Raw genomic sequence first — 17054 nt, 5'->3', positions numbered from 1 at the left:
CGCGACCACCACCCGGAGAGCGGAGAGCGCTGCGTGAGCGGGGGGTGAGCGGGCGTGAGCGCCGTGAGCGTACGGTTCGTCGTCACGCGGCCACCCGCTTGGTGCTAGCCGTGTGGCGGATGCCAGCCGGGCGCCGCAGCGGCACCGGCGCCATGCTCAGCAGACGCTGGGCGTAGGCGGCCAACTCCGGGTCCTCCCGGCGCAGGTCCGCCAGGACGTCGCTCGCGGCGTCCATCCGGGCCTCGCGCTCGACCTCGCTCTCACCGGGCACCCCGGCGAACAGCTCCTCGTCCACGCCCAACGCCAGCTCCGCGAACTCCTCGGAGCCCACGGCGTACTGGCCTGCAACAATCGACTTCACGGGTCTACCTCTTCCAGTAGGTGAGTAGACCCGTGAGGGGCTGGCGCGCTCCGGCCAAGGTATGCGCGCCAGCCTCGCCCCACGGGCCCAGACCACTCGTCACGTCACGAGCAGCCATGACCCCCGACCCGCCACGGGCGGCGCGGATCGGGGACCAAAGACACTCGTTCTTGATCAGCACACTGTTGAGTTCTCAAGGGACTGTGCTCTGTATGGACAGAGCCCCGGTTCCGCAGACGCCGGGCCTGTCGCGACAGCGGTGCGCGACGGTTCCCGGCCCCGTAACGGCCTTTGACGTGCAGGAATAGCTAGGCCTGAGAGAGCTTTGTTCTCTCTGCCACACAGAACACTGTGGGGCAGAGAAGCAGAGTTGGCAAGTCCATCGGCCGGGCGACATGCGGAAGCATTGGTTCCGGCCGGAGGGTGCGGCACTATGAGGCAGAGACGCAGAGGGATGTGGAGTGGTAATGGTCGAGTGGACCGGCGAGAAGTCCGCCTACCGGCAGGTAGCCGATGACCTTTGCGCACGGATCGCGAAGGGCGAGTTCGCCGCCGACGGGAAGATCCCGTCACTGGCGAAGCTTCAGGCGTACTACGACGTGAGCCCAACCGTTGCGCGCGCCGCCGTCGGGCACCTGCGGGAGACCGGGCTCGTCGTGAGCCACCAGGGCAAGGCGGCCTTCCTGACCGAGGGTGCGGAGTCGAGGGCTGCTGCCGTCGCCGGCAGCGAGGCCGGACAGCTCCGGCGTGAGCTTGCGGAGGTCCGCGGGGAACTTCGCGACCTGCAAGCGCGGGTCGCGGAGCTTGAGGCCCGGTGACGGGCGGATGGGGGGATCAGGGGATCGCGGCTGTGCTGCGGTCCCCTGACTGCATATCGGGGCGGGTGACGCTTCACTGATGCCTCCTGGGGTGGACAGGAATCAGTTCACACCCATCGGCGCGGCATCTGTATCACGGAGCCTTACCGGTATTCGGCACCAGGTCTTTACACGACTACTATCACGACTTCTATCACGATTTTCGGGTGACTCAACGAGCCGCTACACTCGCGGCACGAGCAGTTTCCTAGGAGGGGAATATGGCTCGGCAACGCCCAGGATGGAATCCGGCAATTCTCAAGCAGGTCAGGGAATCCCACGACCTGACCCTTGAGGAAGTCGGCGAGAAGCTTCGGGAAATCGGCGACCGGCACAAGTTCAGCCTTGCTGCCAACTTTCAGACGGTCTGGGCACACGAGGCGGGCTCCTCGTACCCGCGCCCCGACTACCGCCGGGCCTACTGCCTTCTCTACCGCATGAACGAGGCGGAACTGGGCTTTCGCCGACCGCTCCCCGGAGAGGTCAGCACGGTGCCCGACCAGCGTCCAGCAGCAGTAGAAACTGTCCCCAACCTGGACCAGGCGATCCGCGAGGCTCTCGGCAGCATCCGCGAGGGCGCGGACAACGTCGACGTCGAGGCATTCCGCAGCCGGGTTATCGACGAGTGGAAGCGCCGGAATGGCGGCGATAATTCCGGACCGATGGTTCTTCTCATTGGCGGATATGCCGGTTCCGGGAAGAGCGAGTTCGCCAAATTCATCGGCCGTCTCACCGGATGGCCAGTGCTCGACAAGGATTCCTTGACGCGCCCGTTGGTCGATCAGCTCTTGGCGGCGCTCGGCGGAGAGGTGAACGACCGGAGTTCTGTGCTCTACCGCGAGAAGGTCCGGCCGCTCGAATACCGCTGCCTCATGGAGGCCGCGTGGGACAACGTCGACTGCGGCACGTCCGTGATCCTTGACGCGCCGTTCCTGGCGGAGTTCTCGCAGGCCGACTGGATGCAGCGCTTCTACAACCGCTGCAAGGCGAAGCGGGCCACCGTGGCCGCTATCTGGGTCGAGTGCGACCCTGACTCGATGAGGGAGTACATCGAGTTCCGAGGTGCGGCCCGGGACCTCTGGAAGATGGAGTCGTGGGAGGAGTACTTGGCCACGATCGACCTGAAGCTCCGACCCCAAGGCCCGCACTTCGTGGTGGACAACCGCCTCGGAGCGGCAATCGCCGCCGCCGACCAGGCTCGCGACGTGCTGAGTGGAGGCGGGCTGTGACGTCGCGCGGCCTCATCCTGTACGGCCCGCCAGCCGCCGGGAAGGACACCGTCACCCGGGCCCTCCGGGGCATCAGTCCGGAATACCGGCTCTTCTCTCGACTCAAGGTCGGCTCCGGGAAGTCCACCGGCTACCGGATGGGCACTGCTGAGCAACTGGCCGAACTGGAGGCCGCCGGTGATGTTATCTACCTGAACCGCCGTTACGGCAACACGTATGTGATCGACCGTCCGGGGATGGACGAGGCGTTCATGACGGGCATCCCGGTCGTCCACCTGGGCCAGGTCGAGGGCATCAACGCGCTCACCAGGGGCTACCCGGCCGACTGGTCCGTCGTCCTGCTTTGGTGCTCGCGTGAGTCGACGGCGTCCCGATCGGCCGGGCGGGGTGACGCCGACACCGTAGATCGGCTGTCCGCATGGGATGCCACTCAGGCCGATGTCGACGCGCACCCCGGGCAGGTATGGGACCTCACGGTGGATACGGGCAACGTCGAACCGGCCGAAGCAGCACGGCTGATCAACGACCTCTTGTCGCGCGACCATGCCGGCGGAAACCGGTAGCGGCCTGCGCTCACTGCGGCAGGGACAGACGGTCAAGGGCCTCGTCGGGCGTCAGCTCGGCGAGGTCTTTGCTGTTCTCCCACCGAGCGAGGGTTTGCGACACGGCCCGCAGCACCTCGTCGGGCAACCCGACGGCGGACAGCATGTCGGCGGCCTCGTCCATCTCGGGGCCCCAACGCCACGCTCGGGCGGCAGTCTTGGCGATGTACCCGGTCTCCACCAGGTAGCTGCTTTGCCGCTTTCCGGCGACGTCGATCAGCGCATCGTCCACGCCGTGCGCGCGTGCCGCGCCGAAGGCAACCGCCGCGAGCACACGGGACGCCTTCTGATACGAGCTGTACGCCAACTTCAGAGCCGATGCCTGCCCGATCTCCTTTCCTAGCATGGGAGTGGTCACCGCACTGTCGATGAACAGCTGTTCCACCAGCGAGACGGCACTCTCAGCCCCGGACAGGTACAAGCGGGTCCGCTTGGCCCCGACCGGCGGCGAGCCGATGACAGAGCCGTCCACGACACCGCGGGCATCGGAACCCACGAGGTCGGCGATACGCCGCACCCGCTCCGGGTTGATGGCGTTGGCCTCCACGTAGATGCCGCCGAAGTGATGCTCGGCTACGGCGCGGGCCACGTCCTCAGCAGCAGCCGGCGGGCAGAGGCTGAGAACGACATCGGCTTGCGCGAGCAGGTCTCCGAGCGTGCCGACGGGCTCCAAGCCCGCCTCCTCGGCTCGCCCGACCGTGGCCGGGCTCCGGCCCGCCGGACACCAGAGAACGCGCTCGACATTCGGTCGAGTGCAGGCCGCCACGGCGGCGCCCATGCTTCCGGGGTGGAGGATGCCGACGATCGGCTTGGTGCTCATCGTGCCCATGCTGGCGACCCTACCGGCGCAACAATCGGCCGGGCCTTCGGTCTCAGTTCTGGTCTCAGTCCATCCTGTCCGTGGTGGTCCACGGCCGTCCCGTGCCGTCCGCTGACCTGCGATGCGGACGAGCATGGACGGTTACGGACGGTGATTGGGCAAACTCGTAATGCGTAGGTCGCGGGTTCGAATCCCGCAGGCGGCTCAGTGAAGGCCCAGGTCGCATAGCCCGTGACCTGGGCCTTTTGTCGTTCCTTAGTGTGTGGGCAGGCGTCGGCGCCGCGCTACAAGATCGCTTGCGTGAGCGATGCGTGAGCGCGGGTGTTGATCTTGGTTTAGACCGACCGGCAAATGGATCACTTGAGGCGTCGGGTGGTGGGTCGGCTGTCCCAGCGGTAGCGGCTCGTTGCTCGGCGGATCAGCATACGGAGGGTGACGAGGGCGGCGGCGAGGTAGAGATAGAAGTCCACAATGCTGCCACTCCTCTCCGTGCAGCGCCGCAGCTTGCCGTAGTCGTTCATCCACGAGTGGGTGCGCTCGATCACCCAGCGCTTGCCGGCCTGGATTGGGGCGGGCACTCCTTTGCGCGCGATCTCCGCAGTGAATCCCAACTCGGCTATCAGGGCACGGGACTTGGCGCTGTCGTAGCCACGGTCGAGGTTGACGTTGACCGTCTCCGGCATCTCGCCGACCTGCGCTTTCGCCGCGTCCAGGGTGGGGCCGAGCAGGGGTGAGTCGTGCCGGTTGGCCCCGTCGGAGACGATCCCGAGCGGGACACCGCAGCCATCGGACGCGACCGAGCGTTTCAGTCCCTGCTTGCCCCGGTCCACCGGCGATCGCCCGGCCTTGTCGCCGCCGGACGGGGCCTTGGTGATGCAGCCGTCGACCGAGATCTCGCTCAGCCCGAGGCCGATCATGCGGTCGTACGCTTCGAGCGCCAAGGCGTGGACCTTCTCGGATATCCCCAGTTCAGCCCATTGTCTGACACGGCGTCGGATGGTCCGGTCGGAGCATCCGGGGCCGGCGATCCGTTCGTAGCCGGAGCCGTGGACCAGGGCGAGCACGATGTACTCGAAGACGGTGCGGTCCGGCACCCGTCGCCGGTGACAGCCCAGCGGATGGCTCTCGGCGTATCCGCTCCGTACGGGCAGGAGGGCGGCGAATTGGTCCCACAAGGGTTCCAGAAGGCATGATGGGACCGCAGGCATGAGCCCTCCGGGCGATCACTGAGCGTCAAGAACTCCATGATCACTCAAGGCTTGTGCCTGCCTTGCGTTCGGGCCCGTCTCGGCAGCCCCGCCCACCATTTGCCGGTCGGTCTAAGAATCGACCTGCTGATCAACCGCTGCTTCGTAGAAGGCATCCGCGAGGGCGACGATGATCGAGTTGATAGCCGGCCCGTCGGTGAAGAAGTAGTCAGCCATCGTGTTGTGGGCGTCCTGGTTGTCTGCGACCGCCTCCGTAACGGCTGCTTGGAAGTCTTGTGACTCCATGAACTGCTTCTTGGAGTTCACCTTGGTCTGGTCGACCAGGTTCCGGTCGGCGAGCAACCGCTGGATGAGCCCCTGCACGAACTCCCGGACCTGGGACTCGGCGAACGATTCGGCGCCGAAGAGGTCGTTCATCTTGTTTATGACGACCTGGAGTGCGACGTACTTCGGATCCTTCTTCGTGCCCGTGCCGGCGGCGCTGATGCCCTTCAGCTGCCCATCGCCCACGAGCGATATGTCGACCGGGATCGCCTTGTTGTGCTTGACCCCGACCAACACCACGTCGGAGAGGTCGACGTCGGCGGCCCAGGCGGACTCGGCGATGACCTTCTCCAGGAGACGCAGGAAGATTGAGAGCATCTCCATGTAGGGGTCGCCATAGTCGACGATCTGGGACATGAAGTCATAGAGGCGTACGTAGCTGGAGACATCCTTGCGGAACAGGTCGAGCGTGTTGAGCGTGACCTTGTCTTCTTCCTCGATCGCCCTCGTGTAGCGGCGCCGGAAGTCGTGCTGCGCCGGGCTGATCGCTGCCGAGAGTGCGTTGTTGCCCTTCCGGGTAACCCACAGCTCGGCGACCTTGCGGACTTCGTCCTCGGTGTAGATCCCGGCCTGGGCGAGCTTGTTAGCCAGGTGAACGACGACGTACGGATCGGTTTCGGTCTCCAGGGTCGCGTTCTTGAAGTACGGCTCGAAGGCCGCCTTGATGTCCTCGGGCTTGTTGGCGAAGTCGATGACGAACGTCTTGCGCTTCTGTTCCCCACCGGGGGTGCGGTAAGTGCGGTTGAGCCGCGAGAGCGTCTGCACCGCGGTGACCCCCGACAGCTTCTTGTCGATGTACATCGCCGAGAGTAAGGGCTGATCGAAGCCGGTCTGGAACTTGTTGGCGACCAGCATGATCTTGTACGTATCGCCCTTGAACCCGGCTGCCAGATCAGCCCCGGCACCGGGGTTCATGTTGGCCTCGGTGAACTCGTCGTCCTTCGACGGCTGTGGGCCCCAGTCGCTGTGCCAGGTCTCGTCCTCTGGCATCGTCACCCCGCCAGAGAAGGCGACCAGGGTGCGGTAGTTGTATGAGGCGTCCTCGGCGCGACGCTTGGCGATGTAGGCGTCTATGGCCAGCTTGTACTTCACCGCGGACTTGCGCGAGTCGGTCACTACCATCGCCTTCGCCTTGCCTTCGAGGAGGTAGGCGACGTTGGTGTGGAAGTGCTCGACGATGATCTGCACCTTCTGGCTGATGTTCGTCGGGTGGAGCTGCACCCACCGCATCAGACCCTTGCGGGCGGTGGCCTCCTCGACCTCGTCCCCGTCTCCATCGCTGCTCCCAGCCTTGCCCGCGATTTTCAGCGCGGTGTCGTAGTGCTGATAGCCCTTGAGCACGTCGAGGATGTAGCCCTCTTCGATCGCCTGCTTCATCGAGTACAGGTGGAACTCGTGTGGCTTCCCGTCAGCGCCCTTGCGGCCGAACAGGTCAAGGGTCTTGTTCTTCGGCGTCGCGGTGAAGGCGAAGTAGGAGACGTTCTCCGACTCGGCTCGCTCCGTCATCTCCGACGCGAGGATCGACTCCACATCGACCTCGCCGCCGTCCTCGATCTCCTTGACTTCCTCAGCGGTCAGCACCTGCTTCAGCTTCGCGGAGATCTGACCCGACTGGGAGGAGTGCGCCTCATCGGCGATGACGGCGAACCGCTTGCCCTTCAGGCCGGCGTCAGTGCGGATCTCGTCCAGCGCGTGCGGGAACGTCTGCAGCGTTACCACGATGATCAGCTCACCGTTCTTCAGCGCCTGCGCCAGCAGACCCGACTTCGATTTCGCGCCGGCCTTGCGGACGTCCTCGGGGCTGATAGTGGCGACGATCTTGCCGGTGCCGTCGATCTGCCGGATCGCATCCTGCAACTGGGAGTCGAGCACGGTGCGGTCCACCACCACGATGACCGAGTCGAAGACCTTCCGATCATCGACATGCAGCCGCGCCAGCCTGTGGGCCGTCCAGGCAATGGTGTTCGTCTTCCCCGACCCGGCCGAGTGCTCAATCAGATACCGCTGCCCGACACCCTCCTCCTTCACCGCGTCGACAATGTTCGTGACGGCCTCCCACTGGTGGAACCGCGGGAAGAGCATGCTCGTACGCCGCACCGAGGTGCCGGTAGTGACGTCCCATTCCTCCTTGGTCTGCACGATCATCAGCCGCCCGATGATGTTCAGCCAAGCGTGTTTCTCCCAGACGCGTTCCCATAGGTACGCCGTCGACGACCGTCCGTCCGCGCCTGGAGGGTTGCCGGCGCCGCTGTCGAAGCCGATGTTGAATGGCAAAAAGTGGGTCTTTTCCCCCTCCAGCCTCGTGGCCATCGCCGCCAGGTCGTTCGAAACCGCGAAGTGCACCAGCGCCCGGTGACCGAACGACAGCAACGGCTCCGGCCGCCCGTTCGTCAACGGGTTGCGCTTCTGCTTGTACTGGTTGACTGCTTCGTCCAGCGACTGGGTGAAGTCGGTCTTCAGCTCCACCGTGGCCACCGGGAGCCCGTTGACGAAAAACACCAGATCGATGCTGCGCTGGTCGGCAGTCGAGAAGTGCACCTGCCGCATCACCCGCACCCGCATCGCCTCGTAGCGAGTCGCCGTGGTCTCGTTGAGCGACGTATCCGGGCGGAACTGCGCCATCTTCAGCCGACCACCGCCGATGTACTGCACCCCGTTACGCAGGACGTTCAGTGTCCCGCCGCCGTGCTCCAGCGGCCGGTCGAGCGCTGCGGTCAGCACGTCGAGGAACTTCGCCTGCGACCCCGCCGCCTTCAACGCTTTCTTGAACGCGGCCTTCTGCGTCCCCTCCAGCCATGCGAACAGATCAGCCGGGAACAGCGCTCGCTCCCGGTCGTACTCACCACCGTCACGGTCGTTCTCCGAGTACAGCCAACCATGAGCCCCGAGGTGCTCACAGATCTCCGTCTCGAAGACCACCTCGTTATGGTCGGCCATCACGCCACCACTCGTACGTTGATCTGCCCCGTTACCGCCGCCGTGATCAATGCCAGCCTCCGCTCCCTGGAGAGCTCAATGAACCGCTCAGTCTCGGCGATCAGAGAGTCAATCTTGGCTGTCCGCTCATCAAGATCCGCAACGATCCGACGCTGCTCGTCCAACGGTGGCAACTGCATAATGAGATCCCTGATGTCTCGCTGTGAGATCTTCTGCATCGATGGACTGGTCCCCTTGGAAGCAAGGCTGATTTGGTATCTGACGTGACCAGATCGGAGAGCATAGGAAACGAACTCAGGATCCACTCCTCTGGCAACCGTCAGCCCGTAGTTGAGATCGCTGAGCATCAAGCGTGGGTAGGAGCGGTCCACTACAGCAGATGCCCCAACCAATTCCTTGGAGTTCGCCCTAGACATGACGATCTCTCCAGGCTCGACCACAAACTCTGGCCTCGGCGTCATCTCATCTGGTAGCCGCTTGCTCTCCATCGGGTTGAACTTCCCACTGTTTGAGCATCCGACCTTCAGTACCCCCCACTCCATCACCCCATTCGGGGGCCAGGGCTCGCAGTTGGGACTCCACCCTTGGCGGATCCGGGTGACGAGACGCCTAAGCGCGACGGGTTCCCCGCTGGCAGTGGCCGTTGCCATCACAGCAGCCTTCCGCTCGCTGAGCATCTCGATCAGCCGCTGCTGCTCCTCGATGAGTGTGTCGATTCTGGCCGTCTCGCGGTCGAGGTAGTCGGCGATGGCCCGCTGCTCGGCGTGATCGGGAATGTAGGCGTCGATCGTCTTCAGGACTGAGAACGGCACCTCCGTGGTCCGAACGTTGGCTTGGTCGCCTGCACCAATTCCCCGCTCGCGCTTGATGAGCTCCTTGGTGAACCACGAAGATTTCATCAGGTACGCGACAAAGTGGGGATCAGTCCCCTCGCAGGGGCGCATGACCTCGTAGTGGTAGGTGACCAACCCGTCCTCTGCTGCGACGCCCATAGCGCCGGAGCGGATGCTCATCTTGTTGAAGACGATGTCGTTGGCTCGGCACACCTTGTAGTTGTCGAGGGATTCAGCCCGCTGGGGGGCGTCCGTCAACTCGCTTCGCCGGATGACACCTCGTGTCTGGGACACCGACATGAGTGGAAGATCAACACCTGGGATCCGCTCGTCGATCTTCTCCATCGCGTGGCCGAAGCGCGTCACTGCTCTACCTCCCGCAGCAGCTCGAGGATTTTGCCAACCTGCTTATCCAGATCGGCGTCGATCTCGGCAAGCGGACGGGGCGGAATGTACTTGTAGAAGTGGCGGGTGAAGGGGATCTCGTAGCCGGTCTTGGTTTTGGTCCAGTCGATCCAGGCGTCAGGAACGTGTGGCTTTACCTCCTCGTCGAAATACGTCTGGATGACTTCGCGCTCCCCTGCCGCGCCGATGGTTGAGCCGCCGTAGGTGAAGGGCACGTTTTCGGTGTCACGCTTTTTCGAGTCGGGCTTCGGATTACCCTTGCGGTCCACGACAGGGTTCCCGTCCTCATCGAACAGGGGGCGTTCGACGGTGATGGTCCAGTAGCCGAACTCGTCGTTGCGCAGGACCTTGGAGAGGTCGGGGTCAGCGTCCTCGAAGTCGGCGTACAGCCGCACGACCTTGGCGCGGTCATCGTCGCTGATCTCGCGTCCCTTGGACCCGAGGTTCTTGCGCATCTTGGTCCAGAACGATGTGCCATCGATGAGCTGGACCTTGCCCTGGCGGTCGGGGTGCTTGGTGTTGTCGAGGATCCAGACGTAGGTAGCGATGCCGGTGTTGAAGAACATGTTGGTCGGCATGGCGATGATCGCCTCGACGAGGTCGTTCTCCAGCAGCCATCTGCGGATGTTGGAGGGGCCGGATTCGGCGGCGCCGCTGAAGAGCGGCGAGCCGTTCATGACGATGCCGACGCGGCCGCCGCCGTCCTCGGGTGCGCGCATCTTGTGGGCCAGGTGGAGCAGGAAGAGCATCTGGCCGTCCGAGGTCGCGGGGAGTCCCGGCGCGAAGCGGCCGTAGGGGCCGGCGGAGTCGCGCTCCTTCGTGACTGCCTTGGCGTACTGCTTCCAGTCCACCCCGTATGGCGGGTTGGACATGCAGTAGTCGAACTGGCGGCCCTTGAAGGCGTCATCCGTAAGCGTGTTGCCGAACGCGATGTTGGTCGCGTCGTGGCCCTTTGCGAGCAGGTCGGACTTGCAGATGGCGTACGACTGCGGGTTGTACTCCTGGCCGTACAGGCTCAGCTTGGCGTCGGGGTTCTGGTCGAGCAGGTGCTCCTCTGCCAGGGAAAGCATGCCGCCGGTGCCGGCGGTGGGGTCGTACAGCGAGCGGATGATGCTGCCTTCAGTGAGGTCGACGTCCTTCTCTGCGAAGAGCAGGTCGACCAGCAGCCGGATCGCATCGCGCGGCGTGTAGTGGTCTCCGGAGGTCTCGTTCGCGGCCTCGTTGAACCTGCGGATGATGTACTCAAACGCATCCCCCATGTCCGCATTGGACACCACGTCGGGATGCAGGTCGACAGCGCCGAAGGACTTGACGATCTCGCGCAGGAGCCCGGCCTTCTCCAGGGCCAGGATCTCCTTCTTGAAGTCGAAGTACTCGAACACGTCCACGTCGGCGGAGAACCGGTCGATGTAGTCAGCGAGGTTGTCCGCCAGCCCGTCCGCATCGGCCAGCAGGTTCGCGAACTCGTAGTTGGAGGTGTTGTAGAACGTCCGCCCCGTGACCTTCTTGACCTCGACCTTGAGCCGGTTCGGGTTCTCATACCTCGCAGCCAGCTCCCGTACCACCGCGCGGTCCGGCTCGAGTACGCAGTCGAGCCGTCTCAGGATCGTGAACGGGAGGATCACTGTCCCGTACTGGTTGGGACGGTAGGGGCCTCGAAGCTGGTCAGCGATTGACCAGATGAAGCTACCGAGCGCGCTCACAAGGTTCCTCACGAGAATCGTCTAGCAGAGACGACCACTCTGCCAGAGGCAGCCACCAGCGTCCCAGGGTTCATCTTTTGGTGACCTCGGCCAGGGCTGATCTGCGTGAGCGATGCGTGAGCGGACGGGGCAACATGTGCCGGTTCGGGCGGGATCGTGGATCACAGCGCAACGCTCTGACCTGCGGGTTCATCACTAGGTGATCGATGCTGGCAGCAGCCAGCATGATCACTTTCGGGCTCGTAATGCGTAGGTCGCGGGTTCGAATCCCGCAGGCGGCTCAGGGAAGGCCCGGTCAGATGTTCTGACCGGGCCTCTTGTGTTGGGCGGGGCGGGGCGGTTGGGCGGGTCGAGGTAGGCGAGGACGCCGAGGACGCGGCGGTTGTCGGCGTCGGTGGGGAGGAGGTTGAGCTTGGTGAAGATGTCGCTGATGTGCTTGGCGACGGCTCGACCGTCTCCGGGGCGCTGCTACCGGTGCAGGACGGTCCCGCCTTCGATGACCCAGAGGCCGGCCGGGACCGGGGTGCACTTGGTTACTTTGGCTGGTGCGTTCGGGTTCCGGTAGTCGGAGGCGGCCCAGCCGACCCGGCGTTCGCCGTGTTCGTCGGCCGGGTAGTAGGTCAGCCCGGCCTCGGGGTGCCAGCCGGGCCGTGAGGTGGTCGGCCGGCCGCCGACCGGGGTGACGGTGACGAGATCGATCGGCCCGGTGACGGTGACCGCACCGCTGCCGTCGACCGTCAGGCAGTCGATGTCGAACTCGACCCGGACGGTGCCGTCCTTGGTGAAGACGTGCTGGGCCACGGCGTGCCCCCGGGCGCGGCCGTCGACCGTCCGGGCGTCGACGCGGGCGGTGAGCCGCTCGCCCGGGTTGGGGCCCGGGCCGTGCTCGTTGAGCAGGGTCCAGCTGTGCAGGGCGAGGTGCCCGGCCGGTACGGGCGCGGCCGCGGCGGTGCCCGCCGTTCCGGCGGCGAGGGCCGTGACGGCGGTGGCGAGCGCGACGGCGGCGGTGGTCTTGCGCATGATCGATCCTCTACGGGAAGAAGGGAGTCGGGCTGCTGCCCGGCTGCCTCCAAGCTCCCAGCCGACCCCCGGCCGCGGCCTCCACCGTACGAACGGACCGGCTCCCCCCGGTGGGGGAACCGGTCCTCCTCCGGGGGGCTCAGCGGGTGGCGTGCCGCACCGCGTCCAGCGCGAGCGCGGCCGCCGCCAGCGCCGCGGCGACACCCGCGACCGCCGCCGGGGCCGGGGCCCGCTCCCCGGAGACGCCGAGGAAGTCCAGCCCGGCGACGTGGTTGACCATTCCGTACCAGAGCAGCGGGTAGACGGTCTGGAACAGCCGGGGGCCACGGGTGAGGCCGCCGAGCAGCAGCGCCAGCGCCGGGACCAGCAGCGCCCCCGCCAGCGCCCCCGCCGCGGCCCGGGACTGCCCGGCGCCGAGCAGGCGCGCGGCCGGCACGGCCGTCACCGCCAGCGCGGGGAGGATCCCGGCGAGCAGCCCGGCCAGCCCCCGGCGCAGCGGGGACGGGCAGGCGCCGAGCAACTCGCCGACGCTGCCGCCGCCCGCCCGGTGGCCCAGCCGGGACCAGAGCGGCACCGGCCAGAGCATCGCGAACGGCAGCACCTGGTGGCTCGGCCTGTCCGGGGCGACGCCCGCCGCGGCCACGGCCAGCACGCCCGCCCCGGCCCACCACCACAGCCGTCGGCCCGGCTCCAGGATCCGCAGCTCCCCGAGCACGGCGGCGAGGCCGCTGCGGCCCTCCCGGGCCGGGGTCAGCCGGGCCGGGTCGGGGGCGAAGCCGGCCGGGGCGGTCTCGGCCCCGGCCGCGGGTGCCTGCGCCTCCGAGGCCGTGGCGGGGCGGGCGCTTCGACCGGCCCCGGCACCGTCGAAGCGGCCGAACCAGAGCGCCCCGACCAGCGCGATCCCCACCGCCATGCCGACCAGCAGCAACCCCGTGGCTGCCGGTCCGACCGCCTCGCCCGGCCCGAGGCCGGGCCAGTCGAAGCTGCCGGTCACCCGGTTGTCCGCGGTCAGGCCGACCGCGAACTCCACCCCGTCCACCGGCCGCCCGCCCGCCGCGAGCACCTCCCGGATCGACGCGGTGATCCGCCGCATGCCCAGCAGGTCCGGCCCGCCGCCGGCCTGCGCGCCCAGCACCAGGACAAGCCAGACCGCGAACCAGACCATCGCCCCCAGCCCGCCGCGCAGCCCGCGTACGGTGTCGAAGAGCACCGCGCACCCGGCCACCGCCGCCAGCAGCGGCAGCGCGATCAGGACGTACGGCAGCAGCAGCCGCACCACGTCCACCCGGTCCGAGTCCCCCTTGACCAGCTGCACCCCGAGCGCCGTCCCGGCCAGCGCGAGCAGCATCGAGCCGAACAGCAGCAGGTTGCTGCCGAACTTGCCCGCCAGATAGCCGATCCGGCTCAGCGGGGTGGCGGCGAGCAGCTGGCCGACGCCGCTCTCCTCGTCCCGGACGACCGTGCCCCGGGCGATCCCGAAGCCCGCCAGCGACAGCCAGACCGCCCCGCCGAGCGCCGTGACCGTCCCCACGTAGCCGCTGGTGTAGCGGCCGTGCAGGTCGGTCACTTGGAACACCTCCCAGCGGGAGTCGCCCACCGGTGCGGCCAGCAGCCCCAGCGCGAGCGTGCCGAGCAGCACCACCGGATAGCCCGGCCGCCGCCGGCGCTCCCGGAAGTCGGCCAGCGCGAGCGCCCCGATCCTGGTCAGCACGCCGGCACCCGCTCGGGCCCGGCGGTGAGCAGCAGGTACGCGTCCTCCAGCCGGGGCGGTACGGGCTGCGCCCCGGGTGCCGGCGGGTGTCCGGACAGCACCCGGGCCCGGACCCCCTGTGGGGTGCGGGTGGTGCCGCCGAGCAGGAACCGCGAACGCAGCGGCGGGAGTTGATCGGCCGTCACGGTCAGTTCCCAGACCGAGCCCTCGGCGCCGCGCAGCAGCTCCTCCGGGCTGCCGTGGTGCAGCAGCCGGCCGTCGCCCATCACGGCGATCCGGTCGGCGGCGGCGGCCACGTCCGGGACGATGTGGGTGGACAGTACGACGATCCGCTCGGCGCCGAGCCCGCTCAGCAGGCTGCTGAAACGCAGCCGCTCCTCCGGGTCCAGCCCGACCGTGGGCTCGTCCACGATCAGCAGCGCCGGGTCGTTGAGCAGCGCCTGGGCGATGCCGACCCGCTGGCGCATCCCGCCGGACATCGCGCCCAGCCGCTGCCCGGCCGCCCCGGACAGGTTCACCAGCTGGAGCAGCTCCTCGATCCGGGCCCTGGCCGAGCGCCGCCGCAGCCCCTTGGCGGCGGCCAGGTAGCCGAGGAACTCGCGGGCGGTGAGCTGCGGGTAGACGCCGAAGTCCTGCGGCAGGTAGCCGACGGTGCGGCGCAACGGTCCGGGCCGGCGGGCGATGTCGACGCCCTCCCACAGCACCCGGCCCGAGGTGGGCCGGGTGACCGTGGCCAGGATGCGCATCAGGCTCGACTTGCCGGCGCCGTTGGCCCCCAGCAGGCCGAGCACCCCGGGCCGGAGCGTCAGTGAGAAGGAGTCCACCGCGCGCCGGCCGCCGCGGTACTCCTTGGTCAGGTCGAGGATCTGCAGTTCGGTCACCCCCGGAATGCTTCCGGTCGGGGCGGCTGCCGACATCTGCCATATGGCAGAGATCCGCGGTGTGCGGAATACGGCGGCGGGGCGTGCGGAAAACAGCGGCGGGGTGTGCGGAAAACGGCGGCGGGGCGGGCCGTGGGGCCCACCCCGCCACCGTTGTCGCCGTCGTACGGACCTACTCCTCGTCGCCGCCGAGGTCGCCGCCGAGGTCGCTGCCGTCCGGGGTGCCGCTGATCGCGTACCCCTGGCGGCGCGCCTCGTAGCAGGCCACCGTCGCGGCCGCCGAGACGTTCAGCGAGCCGACCCGGCCCAGCTGCGGCACGAACACCACCTGGTCGCAGAGCGCCAGCGCCTCGGGGGTGATCCCGCGGTCCTCGTGCCCGAGCACGAAGGCCACCGCCGGAGTCAGCTCGGCGGCGAACATCGGCACCGCCTCGTCCGCCAGCTCCAGCCCGACCACCTTGAAGCCGTCCGCCTTCGCGGCCGCCACCGCCTCGGCGACGGTCGGGAAGTGCTCGACCTTCAGGTACTTGTCGGTGCCCATCGCGGCCTTCTGCGCGCCGGACGAGCGCACCGACGGGGTGTCCCCGGTCAGGTACAGCTTCTCGGCGCCCATCGCCGCCCCGGTCCTGACCACCGAGCCGACGTTGAACGGCGACTGCAGGTTCTCCAGGATCATCGCGAGTCGGAACTCGTTGCTGCGCCGCCACGAGCGGTGCAGACGCTTCAGTTCGGTCCCGCGCAACTGCTTCACGACGTGGTACCCCGTCCACTCTCGGAGCCCTCGCCCGTATCCGGGCGGGGGCGCGCTTCCAGAATCCGGAACCCGTTGACCGACGTGACCCGGGAGGTCGGGTAGCCCTGCTCGTTGAGCCACTTCTGCAGCGAGTCCGAGCCCAGGTGCTTCTGCACCACGAGGAACGCCGAGCCGTCCGGGGTCAGCCGGCCGAGCCAGTGCGTCAGCAGCCCGCGCAGCGCGGCCTTGCCGATCCGGATCGGCGGGTTGGAGTAGATGGTGGCGAAGCGGACGTCCTCCGGGACGTCGTCCGGCAGCGCGGCCTGGACGTTGCCCAGCCGCAGTGCCTCGGCGTTCAGCCGCACCAGTTCGAGCGCCCGCTCGTTGACGTCCACCGCCCACACCGGCAGCCGTCGGCGCCGGGTCGCCCAGGTCAGCGCGATCGGGCCGTAGCCGCAGCCGACGTCCAGGATCGGGCCGCGCACCCGCGGCTGCGGGGCGTGCTCCAGCAGGATCCGGGTGCCCGGGTCGAGTCGGCTGCGGGAGAACACCCCGGCGTCGGTTGTCAGTTCCAGGGTGACGTCCGGGAGGGAGACCGTGATCGGCCGGCGCTCGCTGGCGACCTCGGGTGCACCGGTGAAGTAGTGCGAGCCGGACATGGACTTCCCGTCGTTCGTTGCGGCCGTCGTTCGCGGGGGCCGTCGTTCGTAAGGGCCTCGGGGCCACCGGGTGGGTGCGGGTAAGCCCTGGGTACGGCACCGATCGTACCCCCGGTGGCCTGCGGCGCGTTCCGCGCGGCCGCGGGGCCCGTCCTCGGACTCCCGCCCGCGGGGCGACGCCGGTGCGGGCGGCCGCTACAGCGTGCCGGGGGTCTTGCGGGTGGCCACGTTGATCCGGTTCCAGGCGTTGATGGTGAAGCAGACCGAGATCAGCTGCGCCAGCTCCGCCTCCCCGAAGTGCTCGGCGGCCCGGGCGTACACCGGGTCCGAGACCCCGCCGTCGATCCGCGCGACCTCCTCGGCCAGTGCCAGCGCGGCCCGCTCGCGCTCGCTGTACACCCCGGCCGGGGCCTCGCGCCAGACCGGCAGCAGGTAGATCCGCTCGTCGGTCTCGCCGGCCTTTCGGGCGTCCTTGGCGTGCATGTCCAGGCAGTACGCGCAGCCGTTCAGCTGCGAGGTGCGCATCTGCACCAGCTCGACCAGCGCCGGGTCCAGGCCCTCACGGGCGGCGGCGTCCAGGGCGATCATCGCGCGGAACACCTTCGGGGCGGTGCGGGCGTAGTCGAGGCGGGCGGGGGCGGCGGTGGTGTCGTTCGTCGTCATGGCTACGACCCTAGGCACGGAATGAACCTGTTCCTTGGGTCATTGGGACACCTGTTTCGTGGGTCAATTCCGCTCCGGGCAACACGCCGGAGCGGCCCCGGCGCATCG

15 protein-coding genes and 1 pseudogene are annotated in these 17054 nt (G+C 67.6%); 3 read left to right on the top strand and 13 right to left on the bottom strand.

From position 1 onward, the window contains the following. Window positions 1–82 precede the first annotated feature (82 nt). On the bottom strand, window positions 83–361 hold the full coding sequence (locus ACZ3UD_RS21925; protein WP_465590073.1) for a hypothetical protein: 279 nt from the start codon (window positions 359–361) through the stop codon (window positions 83–85). Between the two features lie 467 nt (window positions 362–828). On the opposite strand from ACZ3UD_RS21925, the gene ACZ3UD_RS21920 reads away from it, so the two are divergent. The 3 genes from ACZ3UD_RS21920 to ACZ3UD_RS21910 all read left to right on the top strand — a co-directional run bounded on the left by ACZ3UD_RS21920 (window position 829) and on the right by ACZ3UD_RS21910 (window position 3010). Then, window positions 829–1179 carry a winged helix-turn-helix domain-containing protein gene (locus ACZ3UD_RS21920; protein ID WP_465590070.1) on the top strand — a complete coding sequence of 117 codons (351 nt, stop codon included), beginning with the start codon at window positions 829–831 and terminating at the stop codon, window positions 1177–1179. 260 nt (window positions 1180–1439) lie between these two features. Further along, the gene (locus ACZ3UD_RS21915) at window positions 1440–2447 is read left to right on the top strand and encodes a P-loop nucleotide/nucleoside kinase family protein (RefSeq protein WP_465590067.1); all 1008 of its coding nucleotides are present in this window, start codon (window positions 1440–1442) and stop codon (window positions 2445–2447) included. Continuing rightward, window positions 2444–3010 (top strand): phosphotransferase-like protein, encoded by a 567-nt coding sequence (locus tag ACZ3UD_RS21910; protein ID WP_465590065.1) that lies wholly within the window; start codon window positions 2444–2446, stop codon window positions 3008–3010. The genes ACZ3UD_RS21915 and ACZ3UD_RS21910 overlap by 4 nt, the downstream gene beginning before the upstream one ends. Window positions 3011–3020: 10 nt before the next feature. On the opposite strand, the gene ACZ3UD_RS21905 is transcribed toward ACZ3UD_RS21910, so the two are convergent. The 12 genes and pseudogenes from ACZ3UD_RS21905 to ACZ3UD_RS21850 form a co-directional block, all read right to left on the bottom strand. Next, window positions 3021–3878: an NAD(P)-dependent oxidoreductase gene (locus tag ACZ3UD_RS21905; protein ID WP_465590062.1), complete on the bottom strand. Its 858-nt coding sequence runs from the start codon at window positions 3876–3878 to the stop codon at window positions 3021–3023. A gap of 347 nt (window positions 3879–4225) precedes the next feature. Next, window positions 4226–5077, bottom strand: coding sequence for an IS5 family transposase (locus ACZ3UD_RS21900; protein WP_465590060.1), 852 nt, complete (start codon window positions 5075–5077; stop codon window positions 4226–4228). 111 nt (window positions 5078–5188) lie between these two features. Continuing rightward, on the bottom strand, window positions 5189–8338 hold the full coding sequence (locus ACZ3UD_RS21895) for a type I restriction endonuclease subunit R (RefSeq protein WP_465590057.1): 3150 nt from the start codon (window positions 8336–8338) through the stop codon (window positions 5189–5191). Beyond that, on the bottom strand, window positions 8338–9516 hold the full coding sequence (locus ACZ3UD_RS21890) for a restriction endonuclease subunit S (RefSeq protein WP_465590054.1): 1179 nt from the start codon (window positions 9514–9516) through the stop codon (window positions 8338–8340). Before ACZ3UD_RS21890 ends, ACZ3UD_RS21895 begins: the two co-directional genes overlap by 1 nt. 17 nt (window positions 9517–9533) lie before the next feature. After that, window positions 9534–11279: an N-6 DNA methylase gene (locus tag ACZ3UD_RS21885; RefSeq protein WP_465590051.1), complete on the bottom strand. Its 1746-nt coding sequence runs from the start codon at window positions 11277–11279 to the stop codon at window positions 9534–9536. 348 nt (window positions 11280–11627) lie between these two features. Continuing rightward, window positions 11628–11729, bottom strand: a pseudogene (locus tag ACZ3UD_RS21880) (DNA-binding response regulator); the annotation flags it as partial. A gap of 18 nt (window positions 11730–11747) precedes the next feature. Beyond that, window positions 11748–12299 carry a hypothetical protein gene (locus ACZ3UD_RS21875; protein WP_465590048.1) on the bottom strand — a complete coding sequence of 184 codons (552 nt, stop codon included), beginning with the start codon at window positions 12297–12299 and terminating at the stop codon, window positions 11748–11750. 139 nt (window positions 12300–12438) lie between these two features. Next, window positions 12439–14010 (bottom strand): ABC transporter permease, encoded by a 1572-nt coding sequence (locus ACZ3UD_RS21870; protein WP_465590045.1) that lies wholly within the window; start codon window positions 14008–14010, stop codon window positions 12439–12441. Next, window positions 14004–14891 (bottom strand): ABC transporter ATP-binding protein, encoded by an 888-nt coding sequence (locus ACZ3UD_RS21865; RefSeq protein WP_465590042.1) that lies wholly within the window; start codon window positions 14889–14891, stop codon window positions 14004–14006. The genes ACZ3UD_RS21870 and ACZ3UD_RS21865 overlap by 7 nt, the downstream gene beginning before the upstream one ends. Window positions 14892–15063: 172 nt before the next feature. Next, complete coding sequence (locus tag ACZ3UD_RS21860; RefSeq protein ID WP_380608578.1) at window positions 15064–15642, bottom strand: TrmH family RNA methyltransferase; 579 nt, start codon at window positions 15640–15642, stop codon at window positions 15064–15066. Beyond that, window positions 15639–16283 (bottom strand): class I SAM-dependent methyltransferase, encoded by a 645-nt coding sequence (locus ACZ3UD_RS21855; RefSeq protein ID WP_465590039.1) that lies wholly within the window; start codon window positions 16281–16283, stop codon window positions 15639–15641. The genes ACZ3UD_RS21860 and ACZ3UD_RS21855 overlap by 4 nt, the downstream gene beginning before the upstream one ends. A 195-nt stretch (window positions 16284–16478) precedes the next feature. After that, on the bottom strand, window positions 16479–16946 hold the full coding sequence (locus ACZ3UD_RS21850; protein ID WP_465590037.1) for a carboxymuconolactone decarboxylase family protein: 468 nt from the start codon (window positions 16944–16946) through the stop codon (window positions 16479–16481). Window positions 16947–17054: the final 108 nt, after the last annotated feature.

Source organism: Kitasatospora sp. NPDC023118 (assembly GCF_055560875.1).
This window is presented reverse-complemented; position numbering and strand designations above follow the sequence as displayed.